General features: G+C 68.2%; 15 protein-coding genes and 1 other RNA gene. 7 read left to right on the top strand and 9 right to left on the bottom strand.

Annotated elements, in window-relative coordinates; translation table 11 throughout:
* Positions 1-70: 70 nt before the first annotated feature.
* Positions 71-1,786 carry an acyl-CoA dehydrogenase gene (locus IFT82_RS17165; protein ID WP_192129110.1) on the bottom strand — a complete coding sequence of 572 codons (1,716 nt, stop codon included), beginning with the start codon at positions 1,784-1,786 and terminating at the stop codon, positions 71-73.
* 38 nt (positions 1,787-1,824) lie between these two features.
* Here IFT82_RS17165 and IFT82_RS17160 point away from each other — a divergent pair, with 38 nt between their 5' ends.
* Positions 1,825-2,775, top strand: a complete 951-nt coding sequence (locus IFT82_RS17160) for an L-threonylcarbamoyladenylate synthase (RefSeq protein ID WP_192129108.1) — start codon at positions 1,825-1,827, stop codon at positions 2,773-2,775.
* 209 nt (positions 2,776-2,984) lie between these two features.
* Here the strand turns inward: IFT82_RS17160 and mscL are convergent, their stop codons facing one another.
* Complete coding sequence (gene mscL, locus IFT82_RS17155) at positions 2,985-3,437, bottom strand: large conductance mechanosensitive channel protein MscL (RefSeq protein WP_192129106.1); 453 nt, start codon at positions 3,435-3,437, stop codon at positions 2,985-2,987.
* Between the two features lie 109 nt (positions 3,438-3,546).
* On the opposite strand from mscL, the gene IFT82_RS17150 reads away from it, so the two are divergent.
* The 4 genes from IFT82_RS17150 to IFT82_RS17135 are packed head-to-tail and all read left to right on the top strand — an operon-like array spanning position 3,547 to position 6,141.
* The gene (locus IFT82_RS17150; RefSeq protein ID WP_192129104.1) at positions 3,547-4,134 is read left to right on the top strand and encodes a LemA family protein; all 588 of its coding nucleotides are present in this window, start codon (positions 3,547-3,549) and stop codon (positions 4,132-4,134) included.
* Between the two features lie 14 nt (positions 4,135-4,148).
* Complete coding sequence (locus IFT82_RS17145; protein ID WP_192129102.1) at positions 4,149-4,958, top strand: TPM domain-containing protein; 810 nt, start codon at positions 4,149-4,151, stop codon at positions 4,956-4,958.
* On the top strand, positions 4,958-5,623 hold the full coding sequence (locus IFT82_RS17140) for a TPM domain-containing protein (protein WP_192129100.1): 666 nt from the start codon (positions 4,958-4,960) through the stop codon (positions 5,621-5,623). Before IFT82_RS17145 ends, IFT82_RS17140 begins: the two co-directional genes overlap by 1 nt.
* Entirely contained in the window at positions 5,620-6,141 is a 522-nt protein-coding gene (locus IFT82_RS17135) for an NUDIX domain-containing protein (protein WP_192129098.1), read from the top strand. Before IFT82_RS17140 ends, IFT82_RS17135 begins: the two co-directional genes overlap by 4 nt.
* 47 nt (positions 6,142-6,188) lie before the next feature.
* On the opposite strand, the gene IFT82_RS17130 is transcribed toward IFT82_RS17135, so the two are convergent.
* Complete coding sequence (locus IFT82_RS17130) at positions 6,189-6,620, bottom strand: RrF2 family transcriptional regulator (RefSeq protein WP_192129096.1); 432 nt, start codon at positions 6,618-6,620, stop codon at positions 6,189-6,191.
* Between the two features lie 40 nt (positions 6,621-6,660).
* Between IFT82_RS17130 and ssrA the strand changes: the two genes are divergently transcribed.
* Positions 6,661-7,002: a transfer-messenger RNA gene (gene ssrA / locus IFT82_RS17125) on the top strand.
* A 54-nt stretch (positions 7,003-7,056) separates the two neighbouring features.
* Here the strand turns inward: ssrA and IFT82_RS17120 are convergent.
* From IFT82_RS17120 to IFT82_RS17095, 6 genes are all read right to left on the bottom strand, one after another.
* Positions 7,057-8,184 carry an acyltransferase family protein gene (locus IFT82_RS17120; protein WP_192129095.1) on the bottom strand — a complete coding sequence of 376 codons (1,128 nt, stop codon included), beginning with the start codon at positions 8,182-8,184 and terminating at the stop codon, positions 7,057-7,059.
* A gap of 1 nt (position 8,185) precedes the next feature.
* Positions 8,186-8,929 (bottom strand): GDSL-type esterase/lipase family protein, encoded by a 744-nt coding sequence (locus IFT82_RS17115; protein WP_192129093.1) that lies wholly within the window; start codon positions 8,927-8,929, stop codon positions 8,186-8,188.
* A gap of 128 nt (positions 8,930-9,057) precedes the next feature.
* Positions 9,058-11,445 (bottom strand): polyribonucleotide nucleotidyltransferase, encoded by a 2,388-nt coding sequence (gene pnp / locus IFT82_RS17110; protein ID WP_192129091.1) that lies wholly within the window; start codon positions 11,443-11,445, stop codon positions 9,058-9,060.
* 160 nt (positions 11,446-11,605) lie between these two features.
* Positions 11,606-11,875 (bottom strand): 30S ribosomal protein S15, encoded by a 270-nt coding sequence (gene rpsO, locus IFT82_RS17105; RefSeq protein ID WP_192129089.1) that lies wholly within the window; start codon positions 11,873-11,875, stop codon positions 11,606-11,608.
* Positions 11,872-12,780, bottom strand: a complete 909-nt coding sequence (gene truB / locus IFT82_RS17100; RefSeq protein ID WP_192129087.1) for a tRNA pseudouridine(55) synthase TruB — start codon at positions 12,778-12,780, stop codon at positions 11,872-11,874. The genes rpsO and truB overlap by 4 nt, the downstream gene beginning before the upstream one ends.
* Positions 12,781-12,846: 66 nt before the next feature.
* Entirely contained in the window at positions 12,847-13,425 is a 579-nt protein-coding gene (locus tag IFT82_RS17095; protein ID WP_192129085.1) for a thymidine kinase, read from the bottom strand.
* 28 nt (positions 13,426-13,453) lie between these two features.
* On the opposite strand from IFT82_RS17095, the gene IFT82_RS17090 reads away from it, so the two are divergent.
* Positions 13,454-13,765, top strand: coding sequence for a hypothetical protein (locus IFT82_RS17090; RefSeq protein WP_192129083.1), 312 nt, complete (start codon positions 13,454-13,456; stop codon positions 13,763-13,765).
* The last annotated feature ends 115 nt before the right edge of the window (positions 13,766-13,880 follow it).

Below are 13,880 nucleotides of genomic sequence, written 5' to 3'. Positions count from 1 at the left end.
CCCGGCCTCCGCCGGGGAAGTGGAAGAAGTCTGGCAAAGGCTTTGCCGGGACAGTGCCTGAGGAACCCCCCTACGCCGCGAACGCCGTCGCCGGCACCGCGTACAGCACGTCCGCGCTCGCCATCGCCGCGGCGCGCAGGCCGAGCGCCTCGGGCACGATCTGGTCGAGATAGAAACGCACCGCCGCGCGCTTCATCGCGATGAACGGCGCGTCGCCCGTGGCCGCGCGCCCCTGCCGCTCCATCAGCCAGCCGCAGGTCGCGACCGACAGCATCGTGAGGAACGGATAGCTGCCCGCCAGCCGATCGTCATGGCCGGCGGCGGCGAGGTGGGTGCCGACCCGCTCGCACGCCGACACCAGTTCGATCAGGTCGGGGTGTTCCGCCTCCGCCCGAATATCCGCGATCAGCGCGGCGAACGCGCTGCCGCCGCCGAGGCCCAGCTTGCGACCGACCAGATCGGCGGCCTGGATGCCGTTGGTGCCTTCATAGATCGGGGTGATGCGGGCATCGCGGAAATACTGCGCGGCGCCCGTCTCCTCGACATAACCCATGCCGCCATGCACCTGGATGCCGAGGCTGGCGACCTCGTTGCCGATATCGGTGCCGTGCGCCTTGGCCAGCGGGGTGACGAGTTCCAGCCGGTCGCGCGCACCCGCCTCATTCAGGCCCGCCCGGTCGACCTGTCCGGCCGCGTAATAGACCAGCGCGCGCGCGGCCTGCGTCTGCGCCTTCATCCGCAACAGCATCCGGCGGACATCGGGATGTTCGACGATCGCGACGGATTCGCGGCTGTTCGCGCCGGCGCGGGGGGATTGCACGCGGTCCAGCGCATAGGCGACGGCGCGCTGCGTCGCGCCTTCGGCCACCTGCACGCCCTGCAGGCCGACGTTCAGCCGGGCATTGTTCATCATCGTGAACATCGCGCGCATCCCGCCATGTTCGGGACCGATCAGCTCGCCGATGCAGTCGCCGTCGTCGCCGAACGACAGGACGCAGGTGGGCGAGGCGTGGAGGCCCATCTTGTGTTCGATCGACACCACCCGCACGTCGTTGAAATCGCCCGGATTGCCGGCCGCATCCAGCCGGTGTTTGGGAACGAGGAACAAGGATATGCCCCGCGTGCCCGGCGGCGCATCGGGGGTGCGGGCCAGCACGAGGTGGACGATGTTCGGCGCCATGTCGTGATCGCCGAACGAGATGTAGATCTTCGTGCCCTTCACGCTCCATGTGCCGTCGCCACGGGGCGTGGCGGTGGCGCGCAGCGCGCCGACATCGCTGCCCGCCTGCGGTTCGGTCAGGTTCATCGTGCCGGTCCACTCGCCCGTCGACAGGCGCGGCAGATACGCCGCCTGCTGTTCGGGGCTGCCGTGATGCTGCAACGCCTCGATCGCGCCGACCGTCAGCGTCGGGCACAGCGCGAAGCCCATGTTGGCGGCCCCCAGCGTATCGAGCACCGCGGTCTGGAGCGCGAAGGGCAGGCCCTGCCCGCCCCATGCCTCCGGCGCGCCGATCGTGCCCCAGCCGCCATCGACATAATCGCGATACGCCTGCACGAAGCCGTCGGGCATCCGCACCCCCTCCGGCGTCCAGCGCGCACCGACCGTGTCGCCGATCCGCGCGAGCGGCGCCCATTCGCCCGCCGCGAACTGGCCGACGCCTTCGAGTACCGCCTCCACCACGTCGTCGCCGGCGGCGGCGAAGCGGTCGGTGGCGGCGAGTTCCGGTAACCGGACGACGGTGTCGAGCACGAATCGCTGTTCGGCGACGGGGGGCACGAAGGTCATGGTCTCTCCTGCTTTTCGACCTCTATAGGGGGTCAATCATGCCGTCGCCAAACGCCCCCTCCACATCGGTTGTCCGCCCCTACGGCAAGGCCGCGATCGATGCGGCGGCGGCGGTGATTCGGGGCGGCGGGATCGTCGCGGTGCCGACCGAGACGGTGTACGGACTCGCGGCGGATGCCGGCGATGCCGGCGCGGTGGCGGGTATCTATGCGGCGAAGGGACGGCCGGCGTTCAATCCGCTGATCGTCCATGTCGCCTCGCTGGCGGCGGCGGCGGAACTGGCGGTGTTCGATGCGGATGCGCGGGCGCTGGCAGCGGCATTCTGGCCGGGGCCGCTGACGCTGGTGTTGCCGATACGGGCTGGCGCGCCGATCGCGTCGCTGGTGACGGCGGGGCTGGAGACGGTGGCGCTGCGGGTGCCCGCGCACCGGGCGATGCAGGCGCTGATCGCGGCGGCCGGGCGACCGCTCGCCGCGCCCTCCGCCAACCGCAGCAACGGGTTGAGCCCGACCACCGCCGCGCATGTCATCGCCAGTCTGGGCGACGCGGTGGGGCTGGTGATCGACGACGGCCCCTGCGCGGCGGGGGTGGAATCGACGATCGTGGCGGGGCGGCGCATCCTGCGGCCGGGGCCGATCCCGGCGGCGGCGATCGCGGCGCTGCTGCCGGGCGGGCTGGACGAGACGCCGGTCGCGCCCGGACCGGTGACGGCACCGGGACAGCTGGCGACGCATTACGCCCCCGCCAAGCCGCTGCGCCTGAACGCGACGACGGCGGCGGCGGACGAATGGCTGATCGGGTTCGGCACGGTGGCGGGCGACGCGACGCTGTCGGCACAGGGCGACCCGGTGGAGGCGGCGGCGAACCTGTTCGCCGCGCTGCATGTCGCCGATGCCTCACCGGCCCGTGCGATCGCGGTGGCGCCGATCCCGGCGGCGGGGATCGGCGCGGCGATCAACGACCGGCTGGCCCGAGCGGCGAGCCGGTAGGGGGGGTGGCATCGGGCCGGCCTGTCCCGTCCCTGTTCCTGTCCCGTCCCCGTTCCTTCCCCGTCCCCATTCCTTCCCCGTCCCGTCATTGCGAGCGTAGCGAAGCAATCCAGAGCCCGGTGCGCGACACCCTGGATTGCCTCGCTACGCTCGCAATGACGGACAGGTGGGTTTCGGGTTATCCCGACCCAGCCGGCACGCCCCGGCCGTCAGACCTCGCGGCGGGCGCGCAGCTCGTCGCGGATTTCGCGCAGCAGCGCGACATCGGTCGGCTCGGCGGCGGGGACGGCGGCGGCCTTGTCCTTTTCGCGCTCGAACACGGTGGTCGCGCGGTTCACGGCGCGGACGACCATGAAGATGATGAACGACACGATCAGGAAATTGACCGCGACGGTGATGAACTCGCCGTAGCCGAGCAGCGGCACGCCCGCCTTTTTCAGGGCGGCATAGTCGCTCGATCCCTGCAACGCGGCGGGTACCGGCCCCATCGTGACGAAGTAGCTGGAGAAATCGAGGCCGCCGAAGATCTTGCCGATGATCGGCATCAGGATGTCGTCGGTCAGCGAGGTGACGATCCGCCCGAACGCGGCGCCGATGATGACCGCCACCGCCAGATCCAGCACGTTGCCGCGGGCGATGAACGCTTGGAATTCCTTGAGCATGATCGTCGCCTTCGTCTGTGGATAGCCGGTGTAAGGCTAGGGCACGATTGCCTATTCGCCAAGCCATGCCCGTGTCGTATGGGTGCGATCCAGATCATCAGGAGGCTCCATGCACCGCCCGTTCGTTCCCGTCGCCGCCGTGCTGGCGCTGTCCCTTGCCGGATGCGGTGTCAATTCGGTGCCGACCGCCGAGGAGAATGCCAAGGCGCGCTGGGCCGATGTCCAGAACGAATATCAGCGCCGCGCCGACCTGATCCCCAATCTGGTCGCGACGGTGAAGGCCGCCGGCGCGCAGGAAAAGGCGATCCTGGTCGAGGTGACGCAGGCCCGCGCCAGTGCGTCGCAGGTCCGCGTATCGCCCGACCAGCTGGGCGATCCGGCGCAGGTCGCGCAGTTCGCCCGTGCGCAGGGCGCGGTGACGATGTCGTTGCAGCGGTTGCAGGAAGCCTATCCGGAACTGCGCTCGCAGGGGAACTACACCACGCTGATGAGCCAGCTGGAGGGCGCGGAGAACCGCATCACCATCGCCCGGCGCGATTATAATCAGGCGGTGCAGGACTATAACACCCGCATCCGCACCTTCCCCGACGCGATCGGCGCGCGCATCTTCTACGGCGCCAAGCCGCTGACCCCGTTCGAGGCGGTGACGCCGGGGGCGGAGACCGCGCCGACCGTCAATTTCGGGAATGCGAGCTGACCCGGGGATACGCGATGGGCCTGCATCCGCTCCGCTGGCTGGCCGCGCTGTTGCTGCTGGTCGGCGCGGGCGTGGCGATGGCACAGACGGTTCCGGCGCTGTCGGGGCGCGTGGTCGACGGTGCGTCGATCCTGTCGCCCGATCAGGTGCGGGAACTGACCCAATTGTCCGAACAGGTCGAACAGGCGTCGTCCCGCCAGTTCGTGGTCGCGACGGTACCCGACCTGCAGGGCTATCCGATCGAGGATTACGGCTATCGGCTGGGCCGCGCGTGGAAGATCGGGCAGGGCGAGGCGAATAACGGCGTCATCCTGCTGGTCGCGCCCAAGGAGCGCAAGGTGCGGATCGAGGTCGGTTACGGCCTGGAACCGATCGTCACCGACGCGCTGGCCAGCGTGATCGTGAACCAGACGATCCTGCCCCGATTCCGTGCCGGCGACATGGGCGGTGGCATCGTCGCGGGGGCACAGGCGATCGGCGAGCAATTGAAATTGCCGCTGGAGGCGGCGGAACGGCGCGCGCAGGAACAGGTCAAGGCATCCGCCGGCAATCGTCGCCAGGATAACGACAATGGCGATATCGGGGTCGCGATCTTCTGGGCGGTGGTGATCGTGTTCATCGTGCTGCCGCTGATCGTCAGTCGCGCGAAGGGCCGGCGCTTTCGCGGCGGCAGTGCGCCGGTGGTGATCTGGGGACCGGGGCTGGGCGGCGGCTGGGGCGGCGGCGGTGATGGCGGCGGCGGCGGTTGGGGAGGCGGCGGCGGTGGCGGCTTCTCCGGTGGCGGCGGCTCGTTCGGGGGCGGTGGCGCCTCGGGCGGGTGGTGATGGCGATACTGCATCTCGACAAGGCCGGGCGCGACGCGGTGGCGGCCGCGGTGGCGCGGGCGGAGGCGACGACCGATGGCGAGATCGTCACCGTGCTGGCCGAACGTTCCGATGCCTATCACGACGTGGCGCTGCATTATGCGGTGGCGGCGATGCTGCTGGTCACCGCCGTCGCGGCGATCCATCCCGCTTTGTTGCCGGCCGGGGACGACGGCTGGGGCGGGGCGGGGATGGAGCGCGCGCTGTTCGGGCTGCTGGTCGCACAGACGCTCGCCTTCCTGATCGTGCGGTTCGTGCTGGCGTGGCGGCCGTTGCGGCTGGTGCTGACCCCGCGCGCCACCAAGGCGCGACGGGTGCGGCGGCAGGCGGTGCGGGCCTATCGGCTGGGTGCCGATCGCCGCACCGCGACGCGCGAGGCGGTGTTGCTGTACCTGTCGCTCGACGAGCATCTGGCCGAGATCGTCGCGGACGAGCAGGTCCACCGCCGTGTCCCGCCCGAGGCATGGGGCGATGCGATGGCGGCGCTGGTCGATCAGGTGCGCGCCGGCCATCCCGCCGCCGGGCTGGTCGCCGCGATCGAGCGGATCGGCGCGGTGCTGGCCGACCATGTTCCCAAGACGGAGAGCGACATGAACGAACTGCCCGACCGGTTGATCGAACTGTGACCGTGGAGACGATGTGGGAGGGCCGCTTCCTCGCGGTCCGCAAGCAGGGCAACTGGGAATATGCCGAACGGCAGGGGGAGATCGCCGCGGCGGTGATCGTCGCCACCGATCCCGACGGGCGGCTGGTGCTGGTCGAGCAGTACCGCGTGCCGATCGGCCGCAACTGCATCGAGCTGCCCGCCGGGCTGGTGGGCGACGAAACCGCCGGCGAGGCGGTGATCGACGGCGCACGGCGCGAACTGGAGGAGGAAACCGGCTATCGCGCCGGCCGGATCGAGGATTGCGGGCTGTTCTATTCCTCGCCCGGCATGACCTCCGAATGTTTCACGATCGTCCGCGCGACCGATCTGGTCCGGGTCGGCGAGGGCGGCGGCACGGCGGAGGAGGGGATCACCGTCCACCACGTGATGCCCGCCGACGTGCCGCGCTTCATCGCGGAACGGCGCGCGGCGGGGCTGGGGATCGATGCGAAGATCCTGCTGCTGCTGGATATCGCGACGGTGGAACGCAGTTCGTGAATTCTTCCGTCATTGCTTCGCTGCGCTCGCAATGACGGCGTAAAGGATCACGCCGCCGCCAACGTCTCCGCCGTGGCATCGGCCAGGCTGGTGCCGTCGAGGATGCGGGCCGTCTCGTCGCGCACCCGCATCATCGCATGGCGGATCGCGCAGTCCGCTTCGCTCTTGCAGTCGGTGCAGCGGCGATAGGCGGTGCGGCTGACGCAGGGGACCAGCGCCAGCGGCCCCTCGATCACGCGGATGATGTCGCCCAGCGAGATCAGGTGCGCCGGCCGCCCCAGCACGTAACCGCCCAGCTTGCCACGGAAACTGTCGACCAGCCGCGCATCGCGCAGATCGGCGAGGATCAGTTCGAGGAACTTGCGCGGGACGTTCGCCTCCGCCGCGATCCGGGTCATCGGCGTGGGCGACGTGCCGGTCGGGGCGGTGGCGAGGAACAGCATCGCGCGGAGGCCATAGCGGGAACGCTGGGTCAACATGATGGGCTGTCCTATGCACCCGCATTGTGGCGAGCGAAAGGCGTTTGCACACAGGGACATGACGCCCTATATCGTTTCGGTCGGGTTCTACCCGGCTATGGCGATAAACTGCGGCGTAGACTAGGCGCAGCGGACCCGGGGGCGGTACCCGGCGGCTCCACCACTACCGGCTCGCAAGGGGCGGTAATGACGGGGCCGAACTAGGATCGACGTGTGTTGAAAGGCGCTGTTTTCGCTCGGAATGGGACCACCGTAACGGCCCATTACACAAGTGCCAACGATAACGAAGCACTCGCGATTGCGGCGTAACTGAGGGCCTCACGGCCTAAGGTTACTCCAAGATAGCGCGGTTGGACCGCACCGGGCAACAGAAGCGGAATCCAGCGGTACGGGGGGCACCGGGCAACAGAAGCTCCCCACTTTCCCCGATCGACGATCACACCCGCGCGGTGGCCGGCAGGCCGATGTCCGCCTGCGGTCGTGGCGGCAGCCGGCCGTTGAGCAACAGCGCCATGAACCGCGATCGATCGACGATGTGGACATGGGCGATGTAGGACAGCGTGCCCCCGACGATCACCGACGCGGCCCATTCCACCAGCGGATGCCAGTGCCACGGCAGGACCATGACCTTCAGCGCCACGATGATCGGATAATGCAGGATGTACATGGTGAGCGAGGCGTCGCTCAATCGCCGCAGCAGCGGTGGGACATGGCGGATCGCGCTCGCGGATCGCAGGATCAGCGCGGCGGCGGCGGGCGGGCACCATGCGCCGCTGGCGGCGAGCAACAGATTGTCGATCGATCCGGTCAGCAGGGTGCCGACCTCCGGCCGCAGGACCGATCGCCACAGCAGATGCGCGACGACGGTGCCGATCAGGACGAGCATCGGCATCCGCACGCGGGCGATCAATATCCGGCGCAGCGTCGGTATCCGCGCCGTGGCCAGCCCCAGCAGGAACACCGGGGCGTAACCGACCATCAGCGGCACCTGCCGCGTCAGCGACGCGACCGGCCCGGTAAGACCGGCCAGCATCCTGAGCGTCACGATCGTCAACACGAACGAGGCGGTGCCGGTGCCCAGCAGCACGATCGACTGCCGCACCCGCGCCACGGGCGAGCGCTGCTCGACATGGCGGAACACCGGCCAATGGCGATCGGCCCGGTGGACGACATAGGCCAGCAGCGAATAGGCGATCAACGTCACCATGAACCACAGATGGTACATGCTGAACGGCGGCATCGGCGCTGCGGACCGGATCGTCGTCAGCGCCCCGATGACCGGCGATATCACCAGCAGCGAGAAAACGGTCGGGATACCCAGTTGCAGCAACCGCCGGCGCAGCCACGCGTGGGGGGAGGGGCGCCGCACCAGCGCGAACCCGCTGAGCAGCCCCGCGATCATGAAGAACGTCCCCATCCGGAACGACCCGGAGGCGATGTTGATCGCGACGAAGGGCGGATAATCCTCCCGGCCCATGGTGGCATGGAGCAACAGGCCGCCCAGCATCAGGATCGCGCGCCAGGCATACAGGCCCTCGATCCGGTCGGCCGCCTGACCCGGCATGTCAGCGGCGATCCGCGATCGTCCGGCACCGCACCATGGTGTCGGCGGGCAGAATATTTGTCAGGGCGGGCCGCAGGCGTGCCGTCCAGCGGGCATAGCCGATCGCGTTCATATGGATACCGTCGGCGACGTAGAAGGGGCCGGGGCGACCGTTCACCAACATCGACGACTGGATGTCGACGACATGAAGATCGTCGCGCCCGGCCGCCAGCCGGCGCAGCCCGTCGTTGAACACGATCTGTTGCGGCCGTTCGGACCAGCGGGCCGGACTGGGTTTCAGCGAGATCGCGATCACGGGCAGCGATCCGTAGCGACGGGTCTTGAGCGCCAGGAAACGATCGAGCGACATCAGCGTCTGGGCGCCCGTGTCGCCGCCATCGATATCGTTCTCGCCACCATAAAGGACGATGGCGGCGGGTGGCGGGCCCGGCGGCTCGTTGGCCAGCCAGCCGGTGATCTGCGGGATGATCGCACCGTTGACGCCGCGGTTATGCGCATCCCACGGTGCCATGTCCGCGGCCAGCGTCGACCATTTGAAGATCGTCGAACTGCCGATGAACCACAGGCTGCACGCATCGGTGCGCCGTTCCGCCTCCGGCAGCGGCGCGGTGGCGCGGCGATGGTCGGTATAGGCCTGGGCCAAGATCAGATACGCACCGACGACGATTCCGAACACCGCGCCCATCGTCACGATGAATCGTAACCGGTTGCGCAGCGTGCAGGAAGGATCGGGGTGGGCGGGCACGTATCATCCGTGTCGTGGCGAAACGACGTCCTGCTGGCCCGGACGGGGTTAGAACGGGATTAAGAGCGCATGAAAAAGGGGCCCGGTTGCCCGGACCCCTTCTCGTATTCCGTAGCGTGACGAAAGGATCAGTCGCGATCGTTCGTCAGGAACGCCGGCGCGAATTCGGGCGCGGGGCCGTCCTCGTTGCCGCCGCCACGGGGGGCGCGGTCGCCGCCCTCGGCGCGGGGGCCGCGGTCGCCACGGTCACGACGCGGGCCGCCACGGCCTTCGCCGCCGCCGCCACGCGGGCCACGGCCACCGTCACGGCCGCCATCACGCCCACCGTCACGGTCGCCACCGCCGCTGCGCGGACCACGCGGACCACGGTCGCCGCCTTCGCGCGGCTCGCGCGCGGGACGGGTGTCCTCCAGCTCGGCACCGGTTTCCTGATCGACGACGCGCATCGACAGGCGCACCTTGCCGCGCGGATCGATCTCCAGAACCTTGACCTTCACGGCCTGGCCCTCGGACAGCGCGTCCGACACCTTCTCGACCCGCTCGTTCTTGATCTCCGAGACGTGGACGAGACCGTCCTTGCCGCCCATGAAGTTCACGAACGCGCCGAAATCGACCAGATTGACGACCTTGCCGTCATAGACCTTGCCGACTTCCGCTTCCTCGACGAGGCCCTTGATCCACTTGACCGCCGCATCGATCTGCGCCGGATCGGACGAGGAGACCTTGATGACGCCCTCGTCGTCGATGTCGACCTTGGCGCCGGTCTGCGCGACGATCTCGCGGATCACCTTGCCGCCGGTGCCGATGACTTCACGGATCTTCGACTTGTCGATCGTGAAGGTCTCGATGCGCGGGGCGTGCGCCGACAGTTCCGACCGGGTCGAATCGAGCGCCTTGGCCATTTCGCCCAGGATGTGCGCGCGGCCCTCATGCGCCTGTGCCAGCGCGACCTTCATGATCTCCTCGGTGATGCCGGCGATCTTGATGTCCATCTGCAGGCTGGTGATGCCCTCGCTGGTGCCCGCGACCTTGAAGTCCATGTCGCCCAGGTGATCCTCGTCGCCCAGGATGTCGGACAGGACGGCGAAGTCCTTGCCCTCCAGGATCAGGCCCATCGCGATGCCCGACACGGGGCGCTTGATCGGCACGCCCGCATCCATCAGCGCCAGGCTGCCGCCGCAGACGGTGGCCATCGACGACGAGCCGTTCGACTCGGTGATGTCCGACGTCACGCGGATCGTGTACGGGAACTCCTCCTTGGTCGGCAGCACGGCGTGCAGCGCGCGCCACGCCAGCTTGCCATGGCCGACATCGCGACGGCTGGGCGCACCGAAGCGACCGACTTCGCCGACCGAATAGGGCGGGAAGTTATAATGCAGCATGAAGTGCTGGTACGACAGGCCGTTCAGCCCATCGATCATCTGCTCCGCATCGCGGGTGCCCAGCGTGGTGGTCGCGATGGTCTGCGTCTCGCCACGCGTGAACAGCGCCGAACCGTGCGCGCGCGGCAGGAAGTGGACCTCCGCCGCGATCGGACGGACCGTCTTGGTGTCGCGGCCGTCGATGCGGCGACCGGTCTTCAGGATCGCGGTGCGGACGATCTCCGCCTCCAGCTTCTTCACCAGCTTCAGCGCGGCGAGATAGCCCTGCGGATCGCCGTCCTTCAGGTCGGCCATGCCGTCGCGCGCCTTGGCGCGGGCCTCGTTGATCGCGGTCTGGCGCTGCTGCTTGTCGGTCAGCTTGTAGGCCGCCTCCATGTCCTTGCCGATCAGCTTCTTCAGCTTGGCCTTCACTTCGGCCTTGTCGGCCTGGACCTTCAGCTCCCAGGGCTCCTTGGCGGCCTGCTCGGCCAGTTCGATGATCGCGTTGATGATGTCCTGCGACGCCTTGTGCGCGAACATCACCGCGCCCAGCATCACGTCCTCGGACAGCTCCTTGGCTTCCGATTCGACCATCATCACCGCGTCGTGCGTCGCGGCGACCATCAGGTCCAGTTCGCCGGCGGCGACCTGCGAATCGGACGGGTTCAGGATGTACTCCCCATCCTGGTAACCGACGCGCGCGGCGCCGATCGGGCCCATGAAGGGCACGCCCGACAGCGTCATCGCGGCCGACGCGGCGATCATCGCCAGCAGATCGGGCTCGTTCTCGCCATCATACGACATCACCTGCGCGATGCAGTTGATCTCGTTGTAGAAACCTTCGGGGAACAGCGGGCGCAGCGGACGATCGATCAGGCGGCTGACCAGCGTCTCACGCTCGGTCGCGCCACGCTCGCGCTTGAAGAAGCCACCCGGGATACGGCCGGCGGCGGAGAACTTCTCCTGATAGTGGACGGTCAGCGGGAAGAAATCCTGCCCTTCCTTCACGGTCTTGGCGGCGGTCACCGCGCACAGCACCACCGTTTCGCCCAGCGTCGCGAGCACCGCGCCGTCGGCCTGGCGGGCGACACGGCCCGTTTCCAGCGTCAGGGTCTTGCCGCCCCACTGGATTTCCACCTTCTTGGTATCGAACATATGTTTTCCTTCACTCCGGCGGGCAAATCCCGGCCGGGGCCTGTCTGCGGGCTAAGCCGGCCCGCGGCGGTGTGGGGCGAGTTGTCGCCCCGTGGTGCCCGCACGCCGGATTGCGCGGGGGCAGATACGAGAAGGGCGCCGCTGCCGGCGCCCTTCCGTGTTACTTGCGAAGACCCAGCTTCGCGATCAGGTCCAGATAACGCTGGCCGTCCTTGTGCCGGAGATAATCCAGCAGCGACCGGCGCTTGTTGACCATCATCAGCAGCCCGCGGCGCGAATGATTGTCCTTCTTGTGACCCTTGAAATGCTCGGTGAGGTTGCGAATCCGCTCGGTCAGGATCGCGACCTGCACTTCGGGCGAACCGGTGTCGCCGTCGATGCGGGCGTGTTCCTTGATCAGCGCTTCCTTGCGCTCTGCCGTGATCGTCATGATTCTTCCTTCGACATCGTCAGGTTGAAACCCCTGACGACGCGGACCTCGCCTGCGGTGACATCGACCAGCGCCACGGGGACGTCGTCGAGCATCGCAAAGGCCGCGCCATCGGTGGCTGCGATCCCGGCCAGTACACGCCCCTGACGGAGCGCCCCTGCCTGGTCGGGGGTGAGGGGGAAAGCCGGGATGTCGTCCAGCCCCGCCCTCAGCGGCAGGAGTATGCCTTCAAGGGCGCGCGACTGCCCCAATTCGGCCAGTTTGTCCAGCGTTATCGCCGGCTCCAGCCCGAACGGCCCCGCCCTGATCCGCCGCAGCATGACCACATGGCCGACCGTGCCGAGCGCCAGCGCGATGTCGCGCGCCAGGCTGCGGATATAGGTGCCCTTCGACACATGAGCGACGAGGGTGAGGTCATCGCCCATGGGATCGTCCGGCGACACCCGCAGATCGTGGATCGTCACCGCGCGGCTCTTCAACTCCACCGTCTCGCCCGCGCGCGCCAGATCATAGGCGCGCTCGCCGTCCACCTTCAGCGCGGAATAGGCGGGGGGGACCTGATCGATCGGGCCGGTGAAGCGCGGCAGCACCGCCGCCACCGCCGCCATGGTCGCACGCACCGGCGACGTGGCGATCACCTTTCCTTCCCGGTCCAGCGTATCGGTCTGTTCGCCGAAGCGGATCGTGAAGGCGTAGACCTTGTCGCCGTCGAGCAGGCGGCCCGCCAGCTTCGTCGCCTCGCCGACCGCGATCGGCAGCACCCCGGTCGCCAGCGGATCGAGCGTGCCGCCATGCCCGACCTTGAACTTGCCGTAGCCGCCGGTGCGCAGCGCACGCTTGACCGCGGACACGGCCTGGGTCGAGCCGAGGCCAAGGGGTTTGTCGATGATGATCCAGCCGTGCATCGGGGCGCGATAGCGGTTCGGGCGAGGGATGCCAGTGCGAACGGCCGTTGCGAACGGGGAGGGCGATCAGCCCAGCAGCGCCTCGGCGAAATGGCGGCGGCACAGCGCGACATAGCGGTCGTTGCCGCCGATCTCGGTCTGCCGCCCCTCCGCCAGCGCCCGGCCGCTATCGTCGACACGCAGGTTCATCGTCGCCTTGCGCCCGCAGACGCAGACCGACTTGATCTCGACCAGACTGTCCGCCAGCGCCAGCAGCCGCGCCGAACCGGGAAACAACTGCCCCCGGAAATCGGTGCGCAGGCCGTAGGCGAGCACGGGAACGCCGATCCCGTCGCACACCTGCGCCAGTTGATCGACCTGCGCGGGGGTCAGGAACTGCGCCTCGTCCACCAGCACGCACGACAAGGGCTCGCCGACGTGACGATCGGCGATGCAGCGGCCGAGATCGGTCGTCGTATCGAAGGTGGTGGCGGGGGCGGACAGGCCGATACGCGAGGTGATGGTGCCGGCCGCATAGCGATCGTCGATCGCGGCGGTGAACAGCATCGTCGCCATGCCGCGTTCACGATAGTTGAAATCGGCCTGCAACAGATTGGTCGACTTGCCCGCGTTCATGCTGGCGTAGTAGAAATAGAGCTTGGCCATCCCTGCTTCAGACCGCAGGATCGACGACATGTCCAGCAACCCGCCTGCCAGATTGCATCCGGTGCTCGTCGCCGAGGATCGTTATCAGGGCGTCTATTCGCGCGGTCGCTGGTGGGCGGTGGCACAGGCCGACGAGCCGTTTGAGGGGATGACGCGGATCGCGTGGCTTATGGATACGGGACCTAGCGGTGACGATGTGACGGCTGCGGTATTCTGGCAACATGCGCCACCGTGGATAGCTTCCGGGGCAAGTCCTGACGCAGCCGTTGCCAGTCTGATCGCACAGCCAGGAGCGGGGGGCGACGACTGGTCACCGCCGCCGATCGAGGTCGATCCATGATGGCGCGAAAAGTTTCGCTGACCGCCATAATCCCATCAGACGTGAGCCGATCGATCGGCGGCTAGAGCATAATCCGAACGGCGTGAATCGTTGGGGGATTCCCAAGGGGGCTGAA

This window comes from Sphingomonas sp. CFBP 8760 (genome assembly GCF_014841615.1).
In the GTDB taxonomy this organism is placed as follows: Bacteria; Pseudomonadota; Alphaproteobacteria; order Sphingomonadales; family Sphingomonadaceae; genus Sphingomonas.
The sequence above is the reverse complement of the archived record's forward strand: the minus strand, read 5'-3'. Positions and strand labels throughout refer to the sequence as shown.

Bases quoted from the DNA above. Each gene is read 5' to 3' on its own strand.
- IFT82_RS17165 (WP_192129110.1), bottom strand. From the start codon at position 1,786: ATGACCTTCGTGCCCCCCGTCGCCGAACAGCGATTCGTGCTCGACACC.
- IFT82_RS17160 (WP_192129108.1), top strand. From the start codon at position 1,825: ATGCCGTCGCCAAACGCCCCCTCCACATCGGTTGTCCGCCCCTACGGC.
- mscL (WP_192129106.1), bottom strand. From the start codon at position 3,437: ATGCTCAAGGAATTCCAAGCGTTCATCGCCCGCGGCAACGTGCTGGAT.
- IFT82_RS17150 (WP_192129104.1), top strand. From the start codon at position 3,547: ATGCACCGCCCGTTCGTTCCCGTCGCCGCCGTGCTGGCGCTGTCCCTT.
- IFT82_RS17145 (WP_192129102.1), top strand. From the start codon at position 4,149: ATGGGCCTGCATCCGCTCCGCTGGCTGGCCGCGCTGTTGCTGCTGGTC.
- IFT82_RS17140 (WP_192129100.1), top strand. From the start codon at position 4,958: ATGGCGATACTGCATCTCGACAAGGCCGGGCGCGACGCGGTGGCGGCC.
- IFT82_RS17130 (WP_192129096.1), bottom strand. From the start codon at position 6,620: ATGTTGACCCAGCGTTCCCGCTATGGCCTCCGCGCGATGCTGTTCCTC.
- IFT82_RS17120 (WP_192129095.1), bottom strand. From the start codon at position 8,184: ATGCCGGGTCAGGCGGCCGACCGGATCGAGGGCCTGTATGCCTGGCGC.
- pnp (WP_192129091.1), bottom strand. From the start codon at position 11,445: ATGTTCGATACCAAGAAGGTGGAAATCCAGTGGGGCGGCAAGACCCTG.
- rpsO (WP_192129089.1), bottom strand. From the start codon at position 11,875: ATGACGATCACGGCAGAGCGCAAGGAAGCGCTGATCAAGGAACACGCC.
- truB (WP_192129087.1), bottom strand. From the start codon at position 12,780: ATGCACGGCTGGATCATCATCGACAAACCCCTTGGCCTCGGCTCGACC.
- IFT82_RS17095 (WP_192129085.1), bottom strand. From the start codon at position 13,425: ATGGCCAAGCTCTATTTCTACTACGCCAGCATGAACGCGGGCAAGTCG.
- IFT82_RS17090 (WP_192129083.1), top strand. From the start codon at position 13,454: ATGTCCAGCAACCCGCCTGCCAGATTGCATCCGGTGCTCGTCGCCGAG.